The sequence below is a fragment of the Micromonospora sp. CA-248260 genome, from assembly GCF_050942205.1.
GTDB classification, from domain to species: domain Bacteria; phylum Actinomycetota; class Actinomycetes; order Mycobacteriales; family Micromonosporaceae; genus Micromonospora; species Micromonospora antibiotica.
The window spans coordinates 823,171-840,925 of the sequence record NZ_CP192021.1 but is presented as its reverse complement, the minus strand read 5'-3'; the positions used below and the strand labels follow the sequence as shown (position 1 = coordinate 840,925).

At 73.8% G+C, this 17,755-nt stretch carries 15 protein-coding genes; 8 read left to right on the top strand and 7 right to left on the bottom strand.

The features are described from left to right. Positions 1 to 17 precede the first annotated feature (17 nt). The 5 genes from ACQP2H_RS03995 to ACQP2H_RS03975 form a co-directional block, all read right to left on the bottom strand. Positions 18 to 1,820 carry an ABC-F family ATP-binding cassette domain-containing protein gene (locus ACQP2H_RS03995; RefSeq protein ID WP_357536167.1) on the bottom strand — a complete coding sequence of 601 codons (1,803 nt, stop codon included), beginning with the start codon at positions 1,818 to 1,820 and terminating at the stop codon, positions 18 to 20. A gap of 237 nt (positions 1,821 to 2,057) precedes the next feature. Further along, complete coding sequence (locus ACQP2H_RS03990; RefSeq protein WP_208570403.1) at positions 2,058 to 3,011, bottom strand: 4-(cytidine 5'-diphospho)-2-C-methyl-D-erythritol kinase; 954 nt, start codon at positions 3,009 to 3,011, stop codon at positions 2,058 to 2,060. Beyond that, on the bottom strand, positions 3,008 to 3,148 hold the full coding sequence (locus ACQP2H_RS03985; protein ID WP_208570402.1) for a hypothetical protein: 141 nt from the start codon (positions 3,146 to 3,148) through the stop codon (positions 3,008 to 3,010). Before ACQP2H_RS03985 ends, ACQP2H_RS03990 begins: the two co-directional genes overlap by 4 nt. 9 nt (positions 3,149 to 3,157) lie before the next feature. Next, the gene (gene rsmA, locus ACQP2H_RS03980) at positions 3,158 to 4,027 is read right to left on the bottom strand and encodes a 16S rRNA (adenine(1518)-N(6)/adenine(1519)-N(6))-dimethyltransferase RsmA (protein ID WP_357536165.1); all 870 of its coding nucleotides are present in this window, start codon (positions 4,025 to 4,027) and stop codon (positions 3,158 to 3,160) included. A 32-nt stretch (positions 4,028 to 4,059) separates the two neighbouring features. Next, positions 4,060 to 4,956: a TatD family hydrolase gene (locus ACQP2H_RS03975; protein WP_219466865.1), complete on the bottom strand. Its 897-nt coding sequence runs from the start codon at positions 4,954 to 4,956 to the stop codon at positions 4,060 to 4,062. A gap of 184 nt (positions 4,957 to 5,140) precedes the next feature. Between ACQP2H_RS03975 and ACQP2H_RS03970 the strand changes: the two genes are divergently transcribed. Together ACQP2H_RS03970 and ACQP2H_RS03965 are read left to right on the top strand one after the other, a co-directional pair. Then, positions 5,141 to 6,385, top strand: coding sequence for a hypothetical protein (locus tag ACQP2H_RS03970; protein WP_433231126.1), 1,245 nt, complete (start codon positions 5,141 to 5,143; stop codon positions 6,383 to 6,385). Between the two features lie 65 nt (positions 6,386 to 6,450). Further along, the gene (locus ACQP2H_RS03965; protein WP_219466863.1) at positions 6,451 to 7,302 is read left to right on the top strand and encodes an alpha/beta fold hydrolase; all 852 of its coding nucleotides are present in this window, start codon (positions 6,451 to 6,453) and stop codon (positions 7,300 to 7,302) included. A gap of 61 nt (positions 7,303 to 7,363) precedes the next feature. On the opposite strand, the gene metG is transcribed toward ACQP2H_RS03965, so the two are convergent. Continuing rightward, complete coding sequence (gene metG, locus ACQP2H_RS03960; RefSeq protein ID WP_208570398.1) at positions 7,364 to 9,166, bottom strand: methionine--tRNA ligase; 1,803 nt, start codon at positions 9,164 to 9,166, stop codon at positions 7,364 to 7,366. A 143-nt stretch (positions 9,167 to 9,309) separates the two neighbouring features. Here metG and ACQP2H_RS03955 point away from each other — a divergent pair, with 143 nt between their 5' ends. Next, on the top strand, positions 9,310 to 10,185 hold the full coding sequence (locus tag ACQP2H_RS03955; RefSeq protein WP_433231122.1) for a hypothetical protein: 876 nt from the start codon (positions 9,310 to 9,312) through the stop codon (positions 10,183 to 10,185). Between the two features lie 66 nt (positions 10,186 to 10,251). Here the strand turns inward: ACQP2H_RS03955 and rsmI are convergent, their stop codons facing one another. After that, complete coding sequence (rsmI, locus tag ACQP2H_RS03950) at positions 10,252 to 11,091, bottom strand: 16S rRNA (cytidine(1402)-2'-O)-methyltransferase (protein WP_244253450.1); 840 nt, start codon at positions 11,089 to 11,091, stop codon at positions 10,252 to 10,254. Between the two features lie 92 nt (positions 11,092 to 11,183). Between rsmI and ACQP2H_RS03945 the strand changes: the two genes are divergently transcribed. The 5 genes from ACQP2H_RS03945 to ACQP2H_RS03925 all read left to right on the top strand — a co-directional run bounded on the left by ACQP2H_RS03945 (position 11,184) and on the right by ACQP2H_RS03925 (position 17,698). Further along, complete coding sequence (locus ACQP2H_RS03945; protein ID WP_433231119.1) at positions 11,184 to 13,076, top strand: phospholipid carrier-dependent glycosyltransferase; 1,893 nt, start codon at positions 11,184 to 11,186, stop codon at positions 13,074 to 13,076. Positions 13,077 to 13,674: 598 nt separating this feature from the next. Continuing rightward, positions 13,675 to 14,955 carry a VWA domain-containing protein gene (locus ACQP2H_RS03940; protein ID WP_219466857.1) on the top strand — a complete coding sequence of 427 codons (1,281 nt, stop codon included), beginning with the start codon at positions 13,675 to 13,677 and terminating at the stop codon, positions 14,953 to 14,955. A 2-nt stretch (positions 14,956 to 14,957) separates the two neighbouring features. Beyond that, positions 14,958 to 15,737 (top strand): peptidase, encoded by a 780-nt coding sequence (locus tag ACQP2H_RS03935; RefSeq protein ID WP_357536336.1) that lies wholly within the window; start codon positions 14,958 to 14,960, stop codon positions 15,735 to 15,737. A 148-nt stretch (positions 15,738 to 15,885) separates the two neighbouring features. Then, entirely contained in the window at positions 15,886 to 16,542 is a 657-nt protein-coding gene (locus ACQP2H_RS03930; protein WP_208570395.1) for a 4'-phosphopantetheinyl transferase family protein, read from the top strand. Positions 16,543 to 16,597: 55 nt separating this feature from the next. Next, on the top strand, positions 16,598 to 17,698 hold the full coding sequence (locus tag ACQP2H_RS03925; RefSeq protein WP_433231115.1) for a DUF4352 domain-containing protein: 1,101 nt from the start codon (positions 16,598 to 16,600) through the stop codon (positions 17,696 to 17,698). Positions 17,699 to 17,755: the final 57 nt, after the last annotated feature.

Sequence of the window (17,755 nt, the reverse complement as noted above, 5' to 3'; positions counted from 1 at the left end):
ACGGGGTCGTCCCCGGTCTACAGGGGCGGGATCTCCTCGGCCAGGGTCAGCCAGGTCTCCTCGGTCCGCTCCCGTTCGGCGCGTACCTCCTTGAGCTGCGCGTCGAGGTCGGCGACCCGGGCGTAGTCGGTGGCGTGCGTGGCGAGCTGGTCGAGGAGGGCGGCCTCCTTCTGGTCGAGCTTGCCGATCTGCCGTTCCAGCCGGGTCAGCTCCTTGCGGCCCTGCCGGGCGTCGGCGGCGGACATGCCGCCCCCGGCCGGGGCGTCGGGCGTGCCGGTGGGGGCGGTCGCCGTCCGGGCCGGGCCGGGTCCGGCGGCGCGGGCCAGGTACTCGTCGACGCCGCCCGGCAGGTGCACCAGCCGCCCGTCGCCGAACATCCCGTACGCGGCGTCGGTGACCCGTTCGATCAGGTAGCGGTCGTGGCTGGCCACGATGATCGTGCCGGGCCAGGAGTCGAGCAGGTCCTCCAGCGCGGCGAGGGTGTCGGTGTCCAGGTCGTTGGTGGGCTCGTCGAACAGCAGCACGTTGGGCTCCCCGGCGAGCAGCCGGAGCATCTGCAACCGGCGGCGCTCCCCACCGGAGAGGTCGCTCACCGGGGTCCAGAGCCGCCGGTCGTCGAAGCCGAACACCTCGGCGAGCTGGGCGGCGGAGATCTCCCGGTCACCGAGCTGCACCCGGCGGGCGACCTCCTCGACGGCCTCCAGGACGCGCAGGTGGCCGGGGAGTTCGGCGAGCTCCTGGGAGAGGAACGCCGGCTTGACGGTGGACCCGGTGTGGAACCGGCCGCCGTCGGCGCGGGTGATGCCGGCCAGCAGCCGCAGCAGGGTGGTCTTGCCGGCCCCGTTGCGCCCGAGGATGGCGATCCGGTCGCCGGGGCCGACCTGCCAGGTGGTGTCGTGCAGGATCTCCTTGGGGCCGGCGTGCAACCGGACGTGCTCCAGGTCGTACACCTGCTTGCCGAGCCGGGCGGTCGCCATCCGCTGCAACGACATGGTGTCGCGCGGCGGCGGCACGTCGTCGATGAGCGCGTTGGCGGCGTCGATGCGGAACTTCGGCTTGGAGGTACGGGCGGGCGGGCCGCGCCGCAGCCAGGCGATCTCCTTGCGGAGCAGGTTCTGCCGGCGGGCCTCGGTGGCGGCGGCGACCCGTTCCCGCTCGACCCGGGCCAGCGTCCAGGCGGCGAAGCCGCCCTCGTAGGCCCGGACGGTCTGGTCGGCGACCTCCCAGGTGGTGGTGCAGACCGCGTCGAGGAACCACCGGTCGTGGGTGACCACGACGAGCGCGCCCCGGCGGCCGACCAGGTGTTTCGCCAGCCAGTCGACGCCGCCGACGTCGAGGTGGTTGGTGGGCTCGTCGAGGATGAGCAGGTCGGATTCGCGGACCAGCAGCGCGGCCAGGGCCACCCGACGGCGTTCACCGCCGGACATCGGGCCGACCGGCTGGTCGAGGCCGAGGTGGGGCATCCCGAGGCCGTCGAGGATGGCCCGGACCCCGGCGTCGCCGGCCCACTCGTGTTCGGCGCCCATGCCCTCGGCGAGCCAGGCGGTGCCGAGCACCACGTCCCGGACGGTGGCTTCGGGGGCGAGGGTGAGGGCCTGCGGCAGCCAGAGCACCCGCAGGTCGCGGCGGTGGGTGACCCGGCCGTCGTCGGGGCCCTCCTGCTTGGTGAGCATCCGCAGCAGGGTGGACTTGCCGGCCCCGTTGAGACCGACCACACCGATCCGGTCGGCGTCGTCGAGGCCGAGCGAGACGTCGGTGAGCAGCGGCCCGGCGGCGCCGTACCCCTTGGACACCCGGTCCAGGTTGACGATGTTGGCCACGGTCCCACCTCTCATGATCAAGGCGTCCCGGTGCCGGCGGGCACCTCGGGACGCCTGGGGCAAGGGTACGCGGGCACCCGCGCCGCCCCACCCGCCCGTGCCGGAACCGGGGTCGGACCGCCCCGGACAGCAGGTCGAGGCACGTTGATCAACTCATCGGGGCCGATGTTGCGGGTTCCCGGTCACCGGATACCGCGCCCCCGGCCCACGGGAGTCGATCCCGACCCTGGGTAAGGCTCAGCCGACGCGGGCACCGGGCACGGGGCCGTGGGCCACCCGGGTCTCCCGGCACACCCCGGCGGATTCCACCTCGGCGGCGATCCGCTGCGCGTCGGCGGCGTCCCGGGCCAGGAAGACGCAGGTCGGACCGGAGCCCGAGACGATCCCGGCGAGCGCCCCGGCGGCCTCCCCGGCCTTCAACGTGTCGGCCAGGGCCGGGCGCATCGACAGGGCGGCGTCCTGCAGGTCGTTGCCGAGGCAGCCGGCCAGCACCCGGGGGTCACGTTGGCGCAGCGCACCGAGCAGTCCGTCGGTGCTGCCCAACGGGGTGCCGGCGGTGCCGGCGTCGCGCAGCCGGTCCAACTCCCGGTAGGCGGCGGGGGTGGACAGGCCACCGTCGGCGACGGCCACCACCCAGTGCCAGGAGGTGGGGCGGGCCAGCACCGGGCTGACCGCCTCGCCCCGGCCGGTGCCCAACGCGGTGCCGCCGTGAATCAGGAACGGCACGTCCGAGCCGAGGTCGGCGGCGATCCCGGCCAGTTCGTCGCGGGACAGCCCGGTGCCCCACAGGGCGTCGCAGGCGACCAGCGCGGCGGCGGCGTCGGCGCTGCCCCCGGCCAGCCCACCGGCGAGCGGGATCTGCTTGCGCAGGTGCAGCCGGGCGTGCGGCAGCACCCCGGCGTACCCGGCGAGGGCGTGAGCGGCGCGGATGGCCAGGTTGGAGTCGTCCAGGGCCAGCTCGCCGGTGCCCTCACCCTCCATGGTCAGGGTGAGCGTGTCGCCCCGTCGGGCGGTCAGCTCGTCGTAGATCGAGATCGCGTGGTAGACGGTGTTCAGCTCGTGGTAGCCGTCCCGGCGCAGCGGGCCCACCCCGAGGTGCAGGTTGACCTTCGCGGGGACCCGGACCCGGACCGGTCCGCTGCTGCCGCGCCGATGCTGGTCGTCGTCGTCCGGTCGCCAGGCCTCGGTCACCGGGTGACGTCCCACCGGCACGGGCGGATGTCGAACGGCATCTCCACGATCAGCTCCTCGGCGGAGTCGGCGGCCGGCGGCGAACCGGCCGGCAACCAGGTCGTACGCGCAGGCGCGGCGTGTCCCTCGGCGGGCACGGCGTCAGCCTACTGTGCGACCGGCGCGGCGGTCGGAGCCGACGCGGCGATCGCCGCGAACTGCTCCACGGTGAGTGACTCCCCGCGTGCGCCGGGGTCCACCCCGGCGGCGGTGAGCGCCGCAGCGGCCCGGTCGGGGCCGCCCGCCCAACCCGCCAGCGCGGCCCGCAGCGTCTTCCTCCGCTGGGCGAACGCGGCGTCGACCACGGCGAAGACCGCCTGCCGGGGCACGTCGTCGCGGGGCGGTTCGCGGCGGGTGAAGGCGACCAGGCCGGAGTCGACGTTCGGCACCGGCCAGAACACGTTCGGTGGCACCCGGCCGGCGGCACGGGAGCGGGCGTACCAGGCGAGCTTGACCGACGGGATGCCGTACACCTTGGAGCCGGGGCCGGCGACCAGTCGGTCGGCGACCTCCTTCTGCACCATCACCAGCCCGTGCCGCAGGGTGGGCAGCCCGGCGAGCAGGTGCAGCACCACCGGCACGGCGACGTTGTAGGGCAGGTTCGCCACCAGCGCGGTCGGCGGCGGGTCGGCCAGTTCGGCGGCGGTGATCCGCAGCGCGTCGGCCCGGTGCACGGTGAGCCGGGCGGCGTCCGGGCCGGCGTGGGCGGCGGCGGTCTGCGGCAACGCGCCGGCCAGCACCGGGTCGATCTCCACCGCGTGTACGTGGGCGGCGACCGGCAGCAGGGCCAGGGTGAGCGAGCCGAGCCCGGGGCCGACCTCCAGCGCCACGTCGTCTCCGGTGAGCCCGGCGGTGGTGACGATCCGACGGACGGTGTTCGGGTCGTGCACGAAGTTCTGGCCGAGCTTCTTGGTCGGGTTGACGCCGAGGCGCGCGGCGAGTTCCCGGATCTCCGCCGGGCCGAGCAGGCCGGTCACGCCCCGAAGCGTAGTCGTGGGTTCCGGGGCGTTCACCACGGGCCGAAGACCCGGTCCCCGGTGGCGGAGATGGCCGCGCACAGCTCGTCGAGGTCGGCCCCGGTGGTCTCGGCCAGCGACCGCACCGTCAGCGGGATCAGGTACGACGCGTTGGGCCGGCCCCGGTGCGGCATCGGCGTCAGGTACGGCGCGTCGGTCTCCACCAGCAACTGGTCGATCGGGGTGAGCGCGGCGGCCTCGCGTAGCGCGGCGGCGCTGCCGAAGGTGACCGTGCCGGCGAAGCTGAGCAGGTGGCCCCGGCGGACGCACTCGCGGGCGAAGTCGGCGTCGCCGGAGAAGCAGTGCAGCACCACCGTGTCCGGGGCGCCCTCGTCGTCGAGGATGCGCAGCACGTCGGCGTGGGCCTCCCGGTCGTGGATGACCAGGGCCTTGCCGTACCGCTTGGCGATGGCGATGTGCGCCCGGAAGCTCTCCTCCTGGGCGGCCCGGCCGTCGTCGCCGGTGCGGAAGAAGTCCATCCCGGTCTCGCCGACGCCCCGGACCCGGTCCCGGGCGGCCAGCGTCTCGATCTCGCGCAGCGCGGCGTCCAGGTCGGCCAGCCGGGGTGCCTCGTTGGGGTGCAGCGCCACGGTGGCGAGCACCGCCGGGTACCGGTCGGCGACGTCGGCGCCCCAGCGCGACGAGTCGACGTCCACCCCGACCTGCACGAGGCGGTCCACGCCGACGGTGGCGGCCACCCCGATCGCGGCGGCCACCGGGTCGGTGGTGTCGCCGCCGGGCGCCCCGGCCTCGGCGACGGTGATGTCGAGGTGGGTGTGGCTGTCCAGCACGGGACGGGGCAGCGGCGGCGGGGCGGGCGGGAACTCACCGGCCCGGCGGGCGGCGCGCTGCTTGCGGGATTCGGTCGGTCCGGTCATCGCGGTCAGCATCACACACCCGGCGTCCCGGTCGGCACCGACCCGGACCGGGGCCGTGCCGCCGACGGCGTCGGCGGATCGAGGGGTGGCGGCGGGACGGCCAGGGCCGGCGCGGTGGGGTCCCGGGTCGGGAGCGTTCCCGGTACGCCACCGGATGTTCACCGGGCCGGCATCTGACCGGCTTAGCCTCGCCGGGATGAGCGTCACCGACCGGGCCAGCGGCGCCGCCTCCGAGCGGACCGGGTTACGCGTCACCTACGGCGGGGTGGTCCACCCGGCGGAGGAGCTGGCCCGGGGCGCGGCCTACGAGCTGTTCAGCGCCGAGGCGGCACCCGGCTTCGAGTGGGCGCCCCGCCCGGGTTCGACCTGGCCGTGGCGGCGGTTCGTGCACGTCACCGAGGTGACCGAGGTGACCGGCGGCGGGACGCCGGCCGAGGAGCCGGAGGCGGCGCTGCTGATGCCGGTGCACCGGGACCGGGGCTGGTCGTACGTGCACCAGCTCAGTCAGCAGCCGACGGCGGCCGGCGACCCGACGGTGGTTGCGGTGCGCGGGTCGGCGGTGCTGCGCCGGGGCACCCGGATGGTCAAGGTGCTCTCGGCCCGGCAGCTCGCCGGGTACGTACGGGGTTGGTTGCCGCACGGTTTCTGCTACCGCGAGCACGACGTGGCGCACCTGCGCACGCCGGCCGCGCTGGCGGTGCTGCGCGGTGACGGCACCAGTGGCGACGGCACCGACATCGGGTACGCGCTGCGCTGGCGGGCCGCCGACCCGGGCGACTACGACGTGCCGGTCGGCGAGGCGCACCGGGGCCTGCTGGGGTTGGCGCCCCGGGAGCGGCTCGGCCCGCCGGTGCTGGGCACCGGGTTCGTGCCGAGCTCGGCGCAGTTGATCCCCGAGTTCGTCACCCGGGACTTCGCCGACCTGCCGATGCCGGCCAACGCCACCCTGCTGGCGTACACCGCAGAGGGGGCCGAGGTGGTGCTCTACAGCTACCAGGCGGAGCAGCGGGGCTGGTTGCGGATGGTGGGGCCGCAGTGGCGGCACCTGCTGGCCGCGGTGCCGGGCCTGTCGCCCGACCAGGAGTACGTGCCGACCGGCGAGGTGCCCCGCTCCACCCAGCTCGTCGGCGGGTACGCGGGTGGCGAGTACGAGGCGGTGGCGGACCTGCCGGGCGGGTTCCGGGTGTTGGCGATGACCCGGGCGGCCCGGTACCCGGTGGACCAGGTGACCCGCCGGCTGCGGTACGTCCGGTGGCGGGGGGTGCCGTGCCTGGTGCTCCGGGAGGAGGCGGGCTGGCTGCGGCTGCGGCTGCGCCGCCCCGATCCGGACGCGGTGCGCGACACCGGGGCGCAGTGCCACGAACGGGGCGTGTACGAGACGTGGGCGCCGACCGCCGAGGTGACCGACGACCAGGTGGTGGACCTGCCGTACGCGCTGTGAGGGCATACCGGGGGTCGGTCGGGGAAAGCGCGGGGGGTCCGACACCGACGGATCAGGAGAAGCGCATGCCCTTCATCACCGTGGGTACGGAGAACTCCGCCCCCATCGACCTGTACTACGAGGACCACGGCCAGGGTCAACCGATCGTGCTGATCCACGGCTTCCCGTTCAACGGGGCGACCTGGGAGAAGATGTCGGGTCCGCTGCTCGCGGCCGGGTACCGGGTGATCACCTACGACCGGCGCGGGTTCGGCAGCTCGGCCCAGCCGGCGACGGGCTACGACTACGACACGTTCGCCGCCGACCTCGACGTGCTGATGACCGAGTTGGACCTGCGCGACACGATCCTGGTGGGTCACTCGATGGGCACCGGCGAGGTGACCCGCTACCTCGGCACGTACGGGGCGGACCGGGTGGACCGGGCGGTGCTGATGGCGCCGTTGGCGCCGTACCTGTTGCAGACGGAGGACAACCCGGAGGGCGTCGAGAAGAGCCTCTTCGACGGGTTCCAGCAGGCGATCGTCGCGGACCGGTTCGCCTACCTGACGCAGTTCTGCGACGCGTTCTTCAACTACAGCGAGAACAAGGGCAGGTGGGTCAGCGAGGAGGCGTACCGGGCGCACTGGCAGATCGGTGCGCAGGCGTCGGCCAAGGGCACCCACGACTCGGTGGACGCCTGGCAGACCGACTTCCGGGGCGACGTGCCCAACATCGACGTCCCGGTGCTGATCATCCAGGGCGACAAGGACAACGTGCTGCCGTACCCGAAGACGGGTCAGCGGTTGGCGCCGATGCTGCCCAACGGCAAGCTGGTCACCCTGAAGGGTGCGCCGCACGGCATTCCGTGGACGCATCCGACCGAGGTGTACCGGGCGCTCATGGAGTTCGTCGGTGCGCCGTCGATGGCCCACGCCTGACGTTGTGCCGGCGCGGCCCCGGGGGGTTCCCCCGGGGCCGTTGCCCGTCCGTGGCGGCCGGTCAGCTCTCCAGCCGGGCCAGTTCCTCGTCGACGATCGACGGGTCGAGCTTGCGGAAGACCGGCTTGGGCGCGGTGAGCGGCCGGCCGGCGGGTAGCGGCACGGACTCCCAGCGCGCGCCGACGGTGTAGTCCCCGGTGAGCACCGGGTAGCCGGGGCCGCCGTCGAGGTCGTCGACCTCTTCGAGGACCGGCATCGGGGCGTGCACGCCGGTGCCGCCGAGCAGCTCGTGGATCTGCTGCGCGGAGTGCGGCAGGAACGGGGTGAGCAGGGTGTTGGCGTCGCTGATCACCTGGAGGGCGACGTGCAGGATGGTGCCCATCCGGGGCTTGTCGGCGTCGGCCTTGAGCTTCCAGGGGGCCTGTTCGGACAGGTAGCGGTTGGCCTCGGCGACGACCTTCATGGCCTCGCCGATGGCCTGCTTCTGCCGGTGCCGGGCGATCAGGTCGCCGACCGTGGCGAAGCCGGCGCGGGCCACCGCGAGCAGCGCCTCGTCGGCCTCGGTGAGCCCGGCCGGGTCGACCGGCGGGACCGCGCCGAAGTTCTTGGCCGCCATGGAGACCGACCGGTTGACCAGGTTGCCCCAGCCGGCGACGAGTTCGTCGTTGTTGCGGCGGAGGAACTCGGCCCAGGTGAAGTCGGTGTCGTTGCTCTCCGGGCCGGCGACGGCGATGAAGTAGCGCAGCGCGTCGGCGTCGTAGCGTTCCAGGAAGTCCCGGACGTAGATGACGACCTTGCGGGACGAGGAGAACTTGCGCCCCTCCATGGTCAGGTATTCGCTGGAGACGACCTCGGTGGGGAGGTTGAGCCGGCCCAGCTCGCCGGGCTGGCCGTCGTGCGCCCCGGCCCCAGAGTAGCCGCCGAGCAGGGCCGGCCAGATCACCGAGTGGAAGACGATGTTGTCCTTGCCCATGAAGTAGTAGCCCGGGGAGTCCTTGCCTTCCCCGTCGGCCGACCACCACCTGCGCCACGCGTCCGGGTCGCCGGTGCGTCGGGCCCACTCGATGGACGCGGACAGGTAGCCGATCACCGCGTCGAACCAGACGTAGATCCGTTTGTCGCCGCGGTCCTGCCAGCCTTCGAGCGGGATCGGCACGCCCCATTCGAGGTCCCGGGTGATGGCCCGGGGCTGGAGGTCGTCGAGCAGGTTGCGGGAGAAGCGCAGCACGTTGGGCCGCCAGCCCTCGCGGGTGTCGAGCCACTGGCGCAGCGCGTCGGCGAGGGCGGGGAGGTCGAGGAAGAAGTGTTCGGTCTCCACGAACTCCGGCGTCTCGCCGTTGATCTTGGACTTGGGGTCGATCAGGTCGATCGGGTCGAGCTGGTTACCGCAGTTGTCGCACTGGTCGCCGCGGGCGCTGTCGTAGCCGCAGATCGGGCAGGTGCCCTCGATGTAGCGGTCGGGCAGGGTCCGCCCGGTGGACGGGGAGATCGCCCCGGTGGTGACCTTGGGGACGATGTAGCCGTTGCGGTGCAGCCCGGCGAACAGCTCCTGCACCACCGCGTAGTGGTTGCGGGTGGTCGTCCGGGTGAACAGGTCGTACGACAGGCCCAGCGCCAGCAGGTCCTCGGCGATCACCCGGTTGTACCGGTCGGCCAGTTCGCGCGGGGTGACCCCCTCGGCGTCGGCCTGCACCTGGATCGGGGTGCCGTGCTCGTCGGTGCCGGAGACCATGAGCACGTCGTGACCGGCCATCCGCATGTACCGGGCGAAGACGTCGGAGGGTACGCCGAAGCCGGACACGTGGCCGATGTGGCGCGGACCGTTGGCGTAGGGCCAGGCGACCGCGGCGAGAACGTGACTCATGACCAGCAAGCCTAGTGACCCGGGTCGGGGGGCGGCGAACCAATAGGGTCACCCGCGCCGCAGCGGCGGGAATTGCCGTCCACCGGAATTGCCCACCGACACGCGGAGTCAGCTCACGGACACCGAGCGCCACGCGGTGTCCAATGGCTGACGTGACGGGCAGACGATCGGGGCACGACGAATCGACGGCGGGCACCCGACGACCACCGCGTCCGGGCCCCGGGGACGGCCCGCCGCCGCGCGGGTCGGCCGTCGCCCCGCAGCCCCGACCCGTCCCCGGCCCGGACGACGCGACCGTCGAGGTCGAGCCGACCACCGGAGCGCCGGTCGACGCGGTGCCCCGTCGGGTCCCGGTCCGTCAACCGCGCAAGCACCGCCCCGGCCGCTCCCCCGACGGCGGTACGGACGACGACTCCTTCTTCTGGGCACCGATCGAACAGGTGCACTGGGACGGCACCCCGCTGCGCAAGGAGCCGAAGCAGCGGCTGCGGTCCCCGCGCCGACCCCGGCCCACCCGGCTCACCCATCCGCCGGACCCGGTGCGGGGGCTCGCCGTGCTGCTGGCGTTGAGCCTGGTGGCGGCGTTCTTCGCCTGGGTGAGCGCCGGGCCGCTCTGGCTGGCCGTCGGGCACTCCACGAGGGGGACGGTGATGATCACCCACTGTTCGGGCGGTGGGCTCACCCAACGCTGCCGGGGCATCTTCGCCGCCGGCGACGACCGGTTCCTGGTCCACGGGATACGGGTCAGCGGGGTCCCCGCCGATCACACCGACACCGGCACCACGCTGCCGGCGCGGGTGACCGGGCCGGGCGCGGACACCGCGTACGTGGACACCGGGGCGGGTGCGCACCTGCGCTGGCTGCTCGGCCTGCTGGCGGTGGCCGGCTGTTCGGCGGGGATCGTCCGGTGGACCGGGGCGAGCCTGCTGGCCGACCCCCGGCAGCGCCGCTGGGCGACCGGCGGCGGGTACGCCGGGCCCGTGCTGATCACCCTCGGCTTCCTCGTCGCCGCCTGGTGAGGCGGGCGGGCCGACGCGCGTCGCGGTCCAGCGGATCGGCCCGCGCGGATCGGCCCGTACCGCGGCTCAGCGGTGCACGACGGTGTACACGTCCCGGCGGCGCAGCCCGTACCCGGTGGCCACGTCGCTGATCGCGTCCCGCCGGGACATGCCGGCGGCCTCCCGGTCGGCCACCCGGGCCCGCAGCGTGTCGTCGTCGGGGCGCTCGGCGGGGGTTTCCGGGGCCCCCGCGACGACCAGGGTGATCTCGCCGCGCGGTTCACCCTGGGCCGCCCAGTCGGCCAGTTCGCCGAGCGGCCGGCGGACGACCTCCTCGTAGGTCTTGGTCAACTCCCGGCAGAGCGCGGCGGGCCGGTCGACGCCGAACGCGGCGGCGAGGTCGGTCAGGGCGGCGGCGATCCGGTGCGGGGCCTCGAAGAGGACCAGGGTGCGCGGTTCGGCGGCGAGCGCCTTGAGCCGGGCCCGCCGGCCGCCGGGCGAGCGGGGCAGGAAGCCCTCGAAGCAGAACCGGTCGCTGGGCAGCCCGGACAGGGCCAGGGCGGTGGTGACGGCGCTCGGGCCGGGCGCGGCGGTGACCGGCACCCCGGCGTCGAGTGCGGCGGTGACCAGCCGGTAGCCGGGGTCGGAGACGCTGGGCATGCCGCCGTCGGTGACCAGCGCGACCAGGTAGCCCTCCCGGAGCACGTCGACCAGTTCCGGGGTACGGCGTTCCTCGTTGCCCTCGAAGTAGGAGACGATCCGGCCGCCGACGGTGACGCCGAGATCGCGGGCGAGCCGGGTCAGCCGGCGGGTGTCCTCGGCGGCGACCACGTCGGCGGTGGCGAGGACATCGCGGAGCCGAGTGGACGCGTCGGCCGGGTTGCCCAGTGGCGCACCGAGCAGAACCAGCCGTCCAATCTCGGACATTTCACCCACGAGACGTGCTCCTTCATCGATAGTCGTACCAATCTCGGGGACGATGGGCGCCACCGGGCACCTTCGCAGCCTACGATCGCCGGGTGACGAGTGCGTCGACAGCACAGAGTGCGAGCGCGGACCGGACCGACCCGGAGGCCCCGCCTCCCGAGGGCGGAGGAGGCGGCGTGCCGGCGATCATCCGCCGCAGGCTGGCCACCGTCGAGACCCGGCTGGACGTGAACTCGTGGATCGCCACCGCCGTGGTGGTGACGATCGCCGCCGTCCTGCGCCTGCTCGGGCTGAGCAGCCCCAAGGGCAAGATCTTCGACGAGATCTACTACGCCCGGGACGGCTACGGCCTGATCGACAAGGGCGTCGAGTGGAACTACAAGGACAACGGTCCCTCCTACGTGGTGCACCCGCCGCTGGGCAAGTGGCTGATCGGGCTCGGTGAGTGGGCCTTCGGCTACCAGGACGCGGAAACCAACATCTCCGTACCAGGCCACCTGATGACCACCGCCCCGGAGTTCGGCTGGCGCATCGGCGCCGCGCTCGCCGGCATCGTCTCGGTGCTGCTGCTGACCCGCATCGCCCGCCGGCTGTTCCGCTCCACCACCCTCGGTTGCGCCGCCGGTCTGCTGCTCGCCCTGGACGGCTTCCACCTGGTGCTCTCCCGCACCGCGCTGCTCGACATCTTCCTGCTGCTGTTCGTGCTCGCCGCCTTCGGCGCGCTGGTGCTCGACCGGGACGCCCGGCGACGGCGCTGGGCCCGCGCCCTCGACGAGGGTCTCGACCCGACCCTCCCCGGTCGGGCCGGCCGACCCGCCGGTGGCTGGCGGAACTGGCCCTGGTGGCGGCTGCTCGCCGGGGTGCTGCTCGGCTGCGCGTGTGCGGTGAAGTGGAGCGGGATCTACTTCGTGCCGGTCTTCGGGCTGCTGGTGCTGCTCTGGGAGGTCGGCGTCCGCCGGTCGGCCGGAACCCGCCGACCGTGGCGCGACGCGCTCCTGGACGAGTTGCCCTGGCTGGTGCTCGCCGGGCTGCTGGTGGTCGGGACGTACGTGCTGAGCTGGTCGGGGTGGCTGCTCTCCGACGAGGGCTACTACCGGTCCGCGGCCAAGTACCCGAACCTTCCGGGCCTGAACGACACCCCGATCATCGGCGCGCTCAACAACCTCTTCCACTACCACAAGGCGGCGTTCGAGTTCCATACCGGCCTGGAGACCGCCCACAAGTACCAGTCGTGGCCGTGGCAGTGGTTGCTGCTGGGCCGGCCGGTGGCGTTCCACTGGTCCGGCGACGGTGCCTGCGGTGCGCCGACCTGCGCCTCGGAGATCCTGCTCCTGGGCACCCCGCTGCTCTGGTGGTCGTTCCTGCCGGCCCTGGCCGCCACGCTCTGGCTCGGCGTGGCCCGTCGGGACTGGCGGGCCGGGGCGATCCTGGCGGCGGTCGCCGCCGGCCTGCTGCCCTGGTTCTGGTACGCCCTCGACGGCCGGACGATGTTCTCCTTCTACGCCGCCCCGGCGCTGCCGTTCATGGTGCTGGCGGTGGTCTACGTGCTCGGCGCGATCGCCACCCCCACCACCCCGGACCCCACCACCCCGACCGGCCGCGCCCAGCCCGGGACCGCCCCCGACGGCACACCACCCGACGGCACCGCCCAGCCCGGCACCACACCCGACGGCACCGCCCGGGACGACACACCACCGGCGGGCACCGCCCCGGACGTCACGCCACCGGACGGCACCGCACCCGACGACACGGGGTCGGACGTCGGCCGACCGGTCGACCCGAAGGCCACGGTCATGGTCGCGCAGGCCGATGCCGCCACGGCCGAGCAGCTCGCCGACCGGCGACTGATCGGCGGGGTCATCGTCGGCGCGTACGTGCTGCTGGTGGCGCTCTGTTTCGCCTACTTCTATCCCATCTTCGTCGGCAACCTCCTGCCGTACGACGACTGGTCCGCCCGGATGTGGCTGGACGGCCGCTGGATCTGACCCACCCCGTCCACCGCTGCGCGTCTGCCCCGGACCCGCCCGACCCCACCGGTCGAGGCGGGTCCGGCGCGTTCCGGGACGGTCGTCACCCGGCACCACAGTGGACGAGGGCAGACGGGAGGGCGCCGGCCGACACCGCAGGCACCACGGGTCGGGATCAGACACCGGCGGGCCGGGGAGACGACGGGCCGGCAGCGGGGCGGAAGACCGGGGGCGGATCGCATCGGCCGGGATCTCCGGCGGGAACCGTCGGCGGCACCGGGAGCGGTGGCGGTGGCGCGGGAGGGGGTGTCCCACGAGTGTGCCGCAACGAAAGGACGCGCCCCGATCGCCTGCCACGGGGGAAGCGGGCGATTGGGGCGCGCATGGAGAGCTTAACCACGTTATGCCACCGGCACAACGGGTCGACTTGGGTCAGATTTCCGACCGATGCGTCGCGCGGCAAATGCTTTACATCTAGCATCTAACGGACGGTCGACGGTCATCGATCTCACACCGGTCCGCCGACGCACCGCGCCGGGCCGACGATCCCGTGGTCGAGACTCGCCCGGGTGCACCCCGACGAATCTCCATAGTGGATCTCACTACACTTCGCCCGGTGATCAACACGAGACGACGATCAACGACCGTCCTGATCGGAGTGTTGGCGGCGACCGCGCTGACCGGCCCCGTGCCGGCCCTCGCCGACAACGAGGAGCCCGCCGAGCCACCCAAGGTCGAGCTGGTCCTCGACGTCAGCGGCTCGATGCGGGCCAACGACATCGACGGACGCAGCCGGATCTCGGTCGCCCAGCAGGCGTTCAACGAGGTGGTCGACGCGCTGCCCGAGGAGACCCAGCTCGGCATCCGGGTGCTCGGCGCGACCTACCGGGGCAAGGACAAGAAGCAGGGCTGCCTGGACACCCAGCAGATCGTGCCGGTCGGCCCGGTGGACCGGACCGCCGCCAAGGCCGCGGTGGCGACGCTGCGCCCGACCGGCTTCACCCCGGTCGGGCTGGCCCTGCGCTCCGCCGCCCGGGACCTCGGCACCGGCACGACCGCCCGCCGGATCGTGCTGATCACCGACGGCGAGGACACCTGCGCCCCGCCCGACCCGTGCGAGGTGGCCCGGGAGTTGGCCGCCCAGGGCACCAAACTGGTGGTCGACACGCTCGGCCTCGCCCCGGACGAGAAGGTCCGCAAGCAGCTGCTCTGCATCGCCACCGCGACCGGCGGCACCTACACGGCGGCCCAGAGCGCCGACGAGCTGACCGGTCGGATCAAGCAGCTCGTCGAGCGCGCGAAGGACACCTACACCGCCGCACCGACGGTGGTCACCGGCCGGGCCGGGTGCGCCGACGCCCCGTTGCTCGCCCCCGGCGTCTACGCCGACCGGGAGGCGTTCTCCGAGCACCGCTGGTACCGGGTGCCCGTCCGACCGGGGCAGGAGCTGCGCGCCTCGGTCAGCGTGGCACTGGACCGGCCGGTGAACCCCGACCACGCGGTGCTGCTGCGGGCGACCGCCGCCGACGGCCGGGAACTGGTCCGGGGCGTCGACGCGGGCAGCGGTCGTACCGACGTGGTGTCGGCGGGATTGCGCTGGTCGGGGGCGGAGGACGAGGTGTCGCCGAGCCCGTCGGCCAGCGACGCGCCGGTCCCGGCCACCACGGTCTGCCTGGTGGTCAGCAACGCGTTCGCACCCCGACCGGGCACCCGGGCCGAGCCGGGCATGCCGGTCGAGCTGACCATCGACGTGGTCGCCTCGTCACCCGCCCCGACCGCGCCGGACCTGGGGCGCGGCTGGGTGCTGCTGCTCCTGCTCACCCTGGCCGGCCTACTCACCGGCCTGGTCGTCGGGCTGCTCACCCGCTGGTGGGTGGCGACGTGGAGGACGAACTGACGATGCGTACCCCGATCATGCGGACCGGCGCGGCACTGGCCGCCGCCGGACTCACCCTGCTCGTCGCCCCGACGCCGGCCCCGGCCGCGCCCACCCCCTCCCCCGGCGCCACCCCGGTCACCCGGGCCGGCACGTCCTTCCTGACCGCCACCGGCATCGCGGCCGGCCAACCGGTCCGGGTGGACGCCTCCACCGGCGATTTCCTGTACTGGTCGTTCCCGGCCTCGGCGGGACAGCGGCACCACATCACCGCCACGGTGTCCCTGCCCAAGGCCCGCACCGGCGCGTCCACCTGGACGGTGGAGGTGTTCGACGGGCTGCGCCGCCGGCAGGCGTGCACGGCCGGGGCGCAGACCCCGACGGTGGCCGCCTCCGCCGGCAGCGTGGCGCTCGGCTGCACGTTGCGTCAGGTGCGCTCCTGGGCGGAGCCGTGGTCGGCCGACCCGCTGCCCGGCACCTACTACGTCCGGCTGTCGGTCACCGACCTGCCCGAACCCGACCTGGGGCTCCCCGTCGACGTGGAGCTGCTGGTCTCCGCCGAGGGCGAGGGCTCGCGCGACGACGGCGAGTTGAAGGCGCCGCTGGTGCCGAACACCAAGGCCGGCGCGGTGCTGACCGGTGAGCCGGCGGCCGCACCCGCCGACGCCGACGACGACTGGTTCGACGGCGACTGGCTGCCCGCGCTCGGCTCCCGCTGGGCGTGGAGCGCGGTCGGCGGCGTGCTCGCCGCCGTGGCCGGGGTGTTCGGCTTCGCGCTGACCCGCCGCCCCCGCCGCCGCTGACCCGTCGTGGTGGCCGACCCCGGGTACCGGGCCGGCCACCACGACGGGACCCTCCGGTGTCGCCCGGTTGCGGTACGTTCACCAACCATGGCCGATGGTCCGCACACCGGGCGGACCCGGCGGTGGTCGTACCGGAGAGGGGTGGGTTATGCGTGACCTGCTGCCGGCGGCGGTCTCGGTGGCGGTGGCCGAGGGCGCCGACTGGGTCGGTGAGCTGCTCCCGGAGGAGCGGGCCGGGCTGGGCGAACGGGCCGTGGAGAGCCGGCGACGGGACTTCACCGCCGGTCGGGTCTGCGCCCGACGCGCGATGACCGCCCTCGGCCTACCGGCCACGCCGGTCCCCGCCGCACCGAACCGCGCACCGGTCTGGCCGACCGGGCTGATCGGCACCATCACCCACACCCGGGGCTACTGCGCCGCCGCGGTCGCCCGCCGCGCCGACCTGCGTGCGGTCGGCATGGACGCCGAGCGGCACCGGGAACTCGACCCGGGGGTACGCCGGATGATCCTGCGCCCCGAGGAGGCCGACCGGCTGGCCCGGTTGCCGGCCGGGGTGAGCTGGCCGGTGGTGGTGTTCAGCGCCAAGGAGACCGTCTACAAGGTCTGGCACCCGGTGGTGGGCTCCTGGTTGGACTTCCTGGACGCCACCGTCGACCTGGACCCGGACACCGGCGTCTTCACCGCCCGGATCGACCCGGCGCGGGTGTCGGCGGCCACCGTGGCGGATCCGCCCTCGGTGGTCACCGGCCGGTTCGTGATCGAGGGCGATCTGGTCCGCACGGCGGCGGTGCTGCCACTACGCTGACCCCTTCGTCAGCACCACCAGCTTTCCCGAGTGACGACCGTGTGCGAGGAGTACGGTGAGCCAGCCCCAACCCCCTTCCGGGCCGCAGGACCCCAACCAGCTGCCCCCGGTCGATCCGACCGCCCCGCCGCCCCCGGTCGATCCGACCGCCCCGCCGCCCCCGGTCCCCGAACCGCCGCAACCGACCTACTCCACCGACCCGTACGCTCCGCCGTCGCCGTACGCGCCGCAGCCGCCGGTCTCTGCAGCACCGCAGCCGACGTACCCGCCGCCGCCGACGTCGGGACAGCCGTTCCCGTCGTACGAGCCGGGGACGGCACCGCCGGTGTCAGGTGCGGGCTACCCGCCGGTGTCAGGTGCGGGCTACCCACCGGTGTCCGGCGCGGGCTACCCACCGGTGTCGGGTGCGGGTTACCCGCCTCACGGTGGGGGCTATCCGCCGCCCGGTGGGGGCTATCCGCCGCCCGGTGGGGGTTACCCGCCGCCGCCCGGTGCTCCGGCTCCGCCCGGCTATCCGTTGGGTCCGCCGCCGGGCGGCTCCTCGGGCAAGAAGGTCTGGATCGTCATCGGCATCGTGGTCGCCGTGCTGGTGCTGCTCTGCTGCGGTGGCATCGTGGTCGCCGCGGTCGTCGGGGGCAACCGGGCCAACGAGGCGGCCGATGACTGGGAACGCTCGTTGCCCACCCCCGGTGCCACCGCTGTGCCGACGCTGCCGGGCGGGAGGCCGTCGGCGGCACCGTCGTCCACCGACGACGAGACGTTCAACCTGAAGGCCGGCGAGACGCTGGTGATCAGCGACGACGACGGCACCATCGAGATCACCGTCCGCAGCTTCAGCACCTCGACCAAGGGGTGCCGCTCGTTCGCCCCGCCGCCGGACAAGGGCATGTACCTGATCGCCGACGTCACCGCCACGGTGACCAAGGGCACCGCGTCGATCAACCCGTTCTACTTCCAGTGGGTGGCCGACAACGGCACCACGGTCAACGGGCTGGCCGGCGCGCTCTCCGGCTGCGGTGGCGACATGCTCGACTCGGGCAGCAACATCCGGGCCGGCAGCAAGCGCTCCGGTGCGGTGGTGTTCGACGTCGCCGACAAGAAGGGCGTGGTCGAATACCAGCACCGGTTCGAGGCGGCGGGTTCCTGGAAGCCCTGATCTCCCGGGTCCCGTGCCGGGCCGGCTCCCTCGACGGGGGCCGGCCCGTTGCGTTGT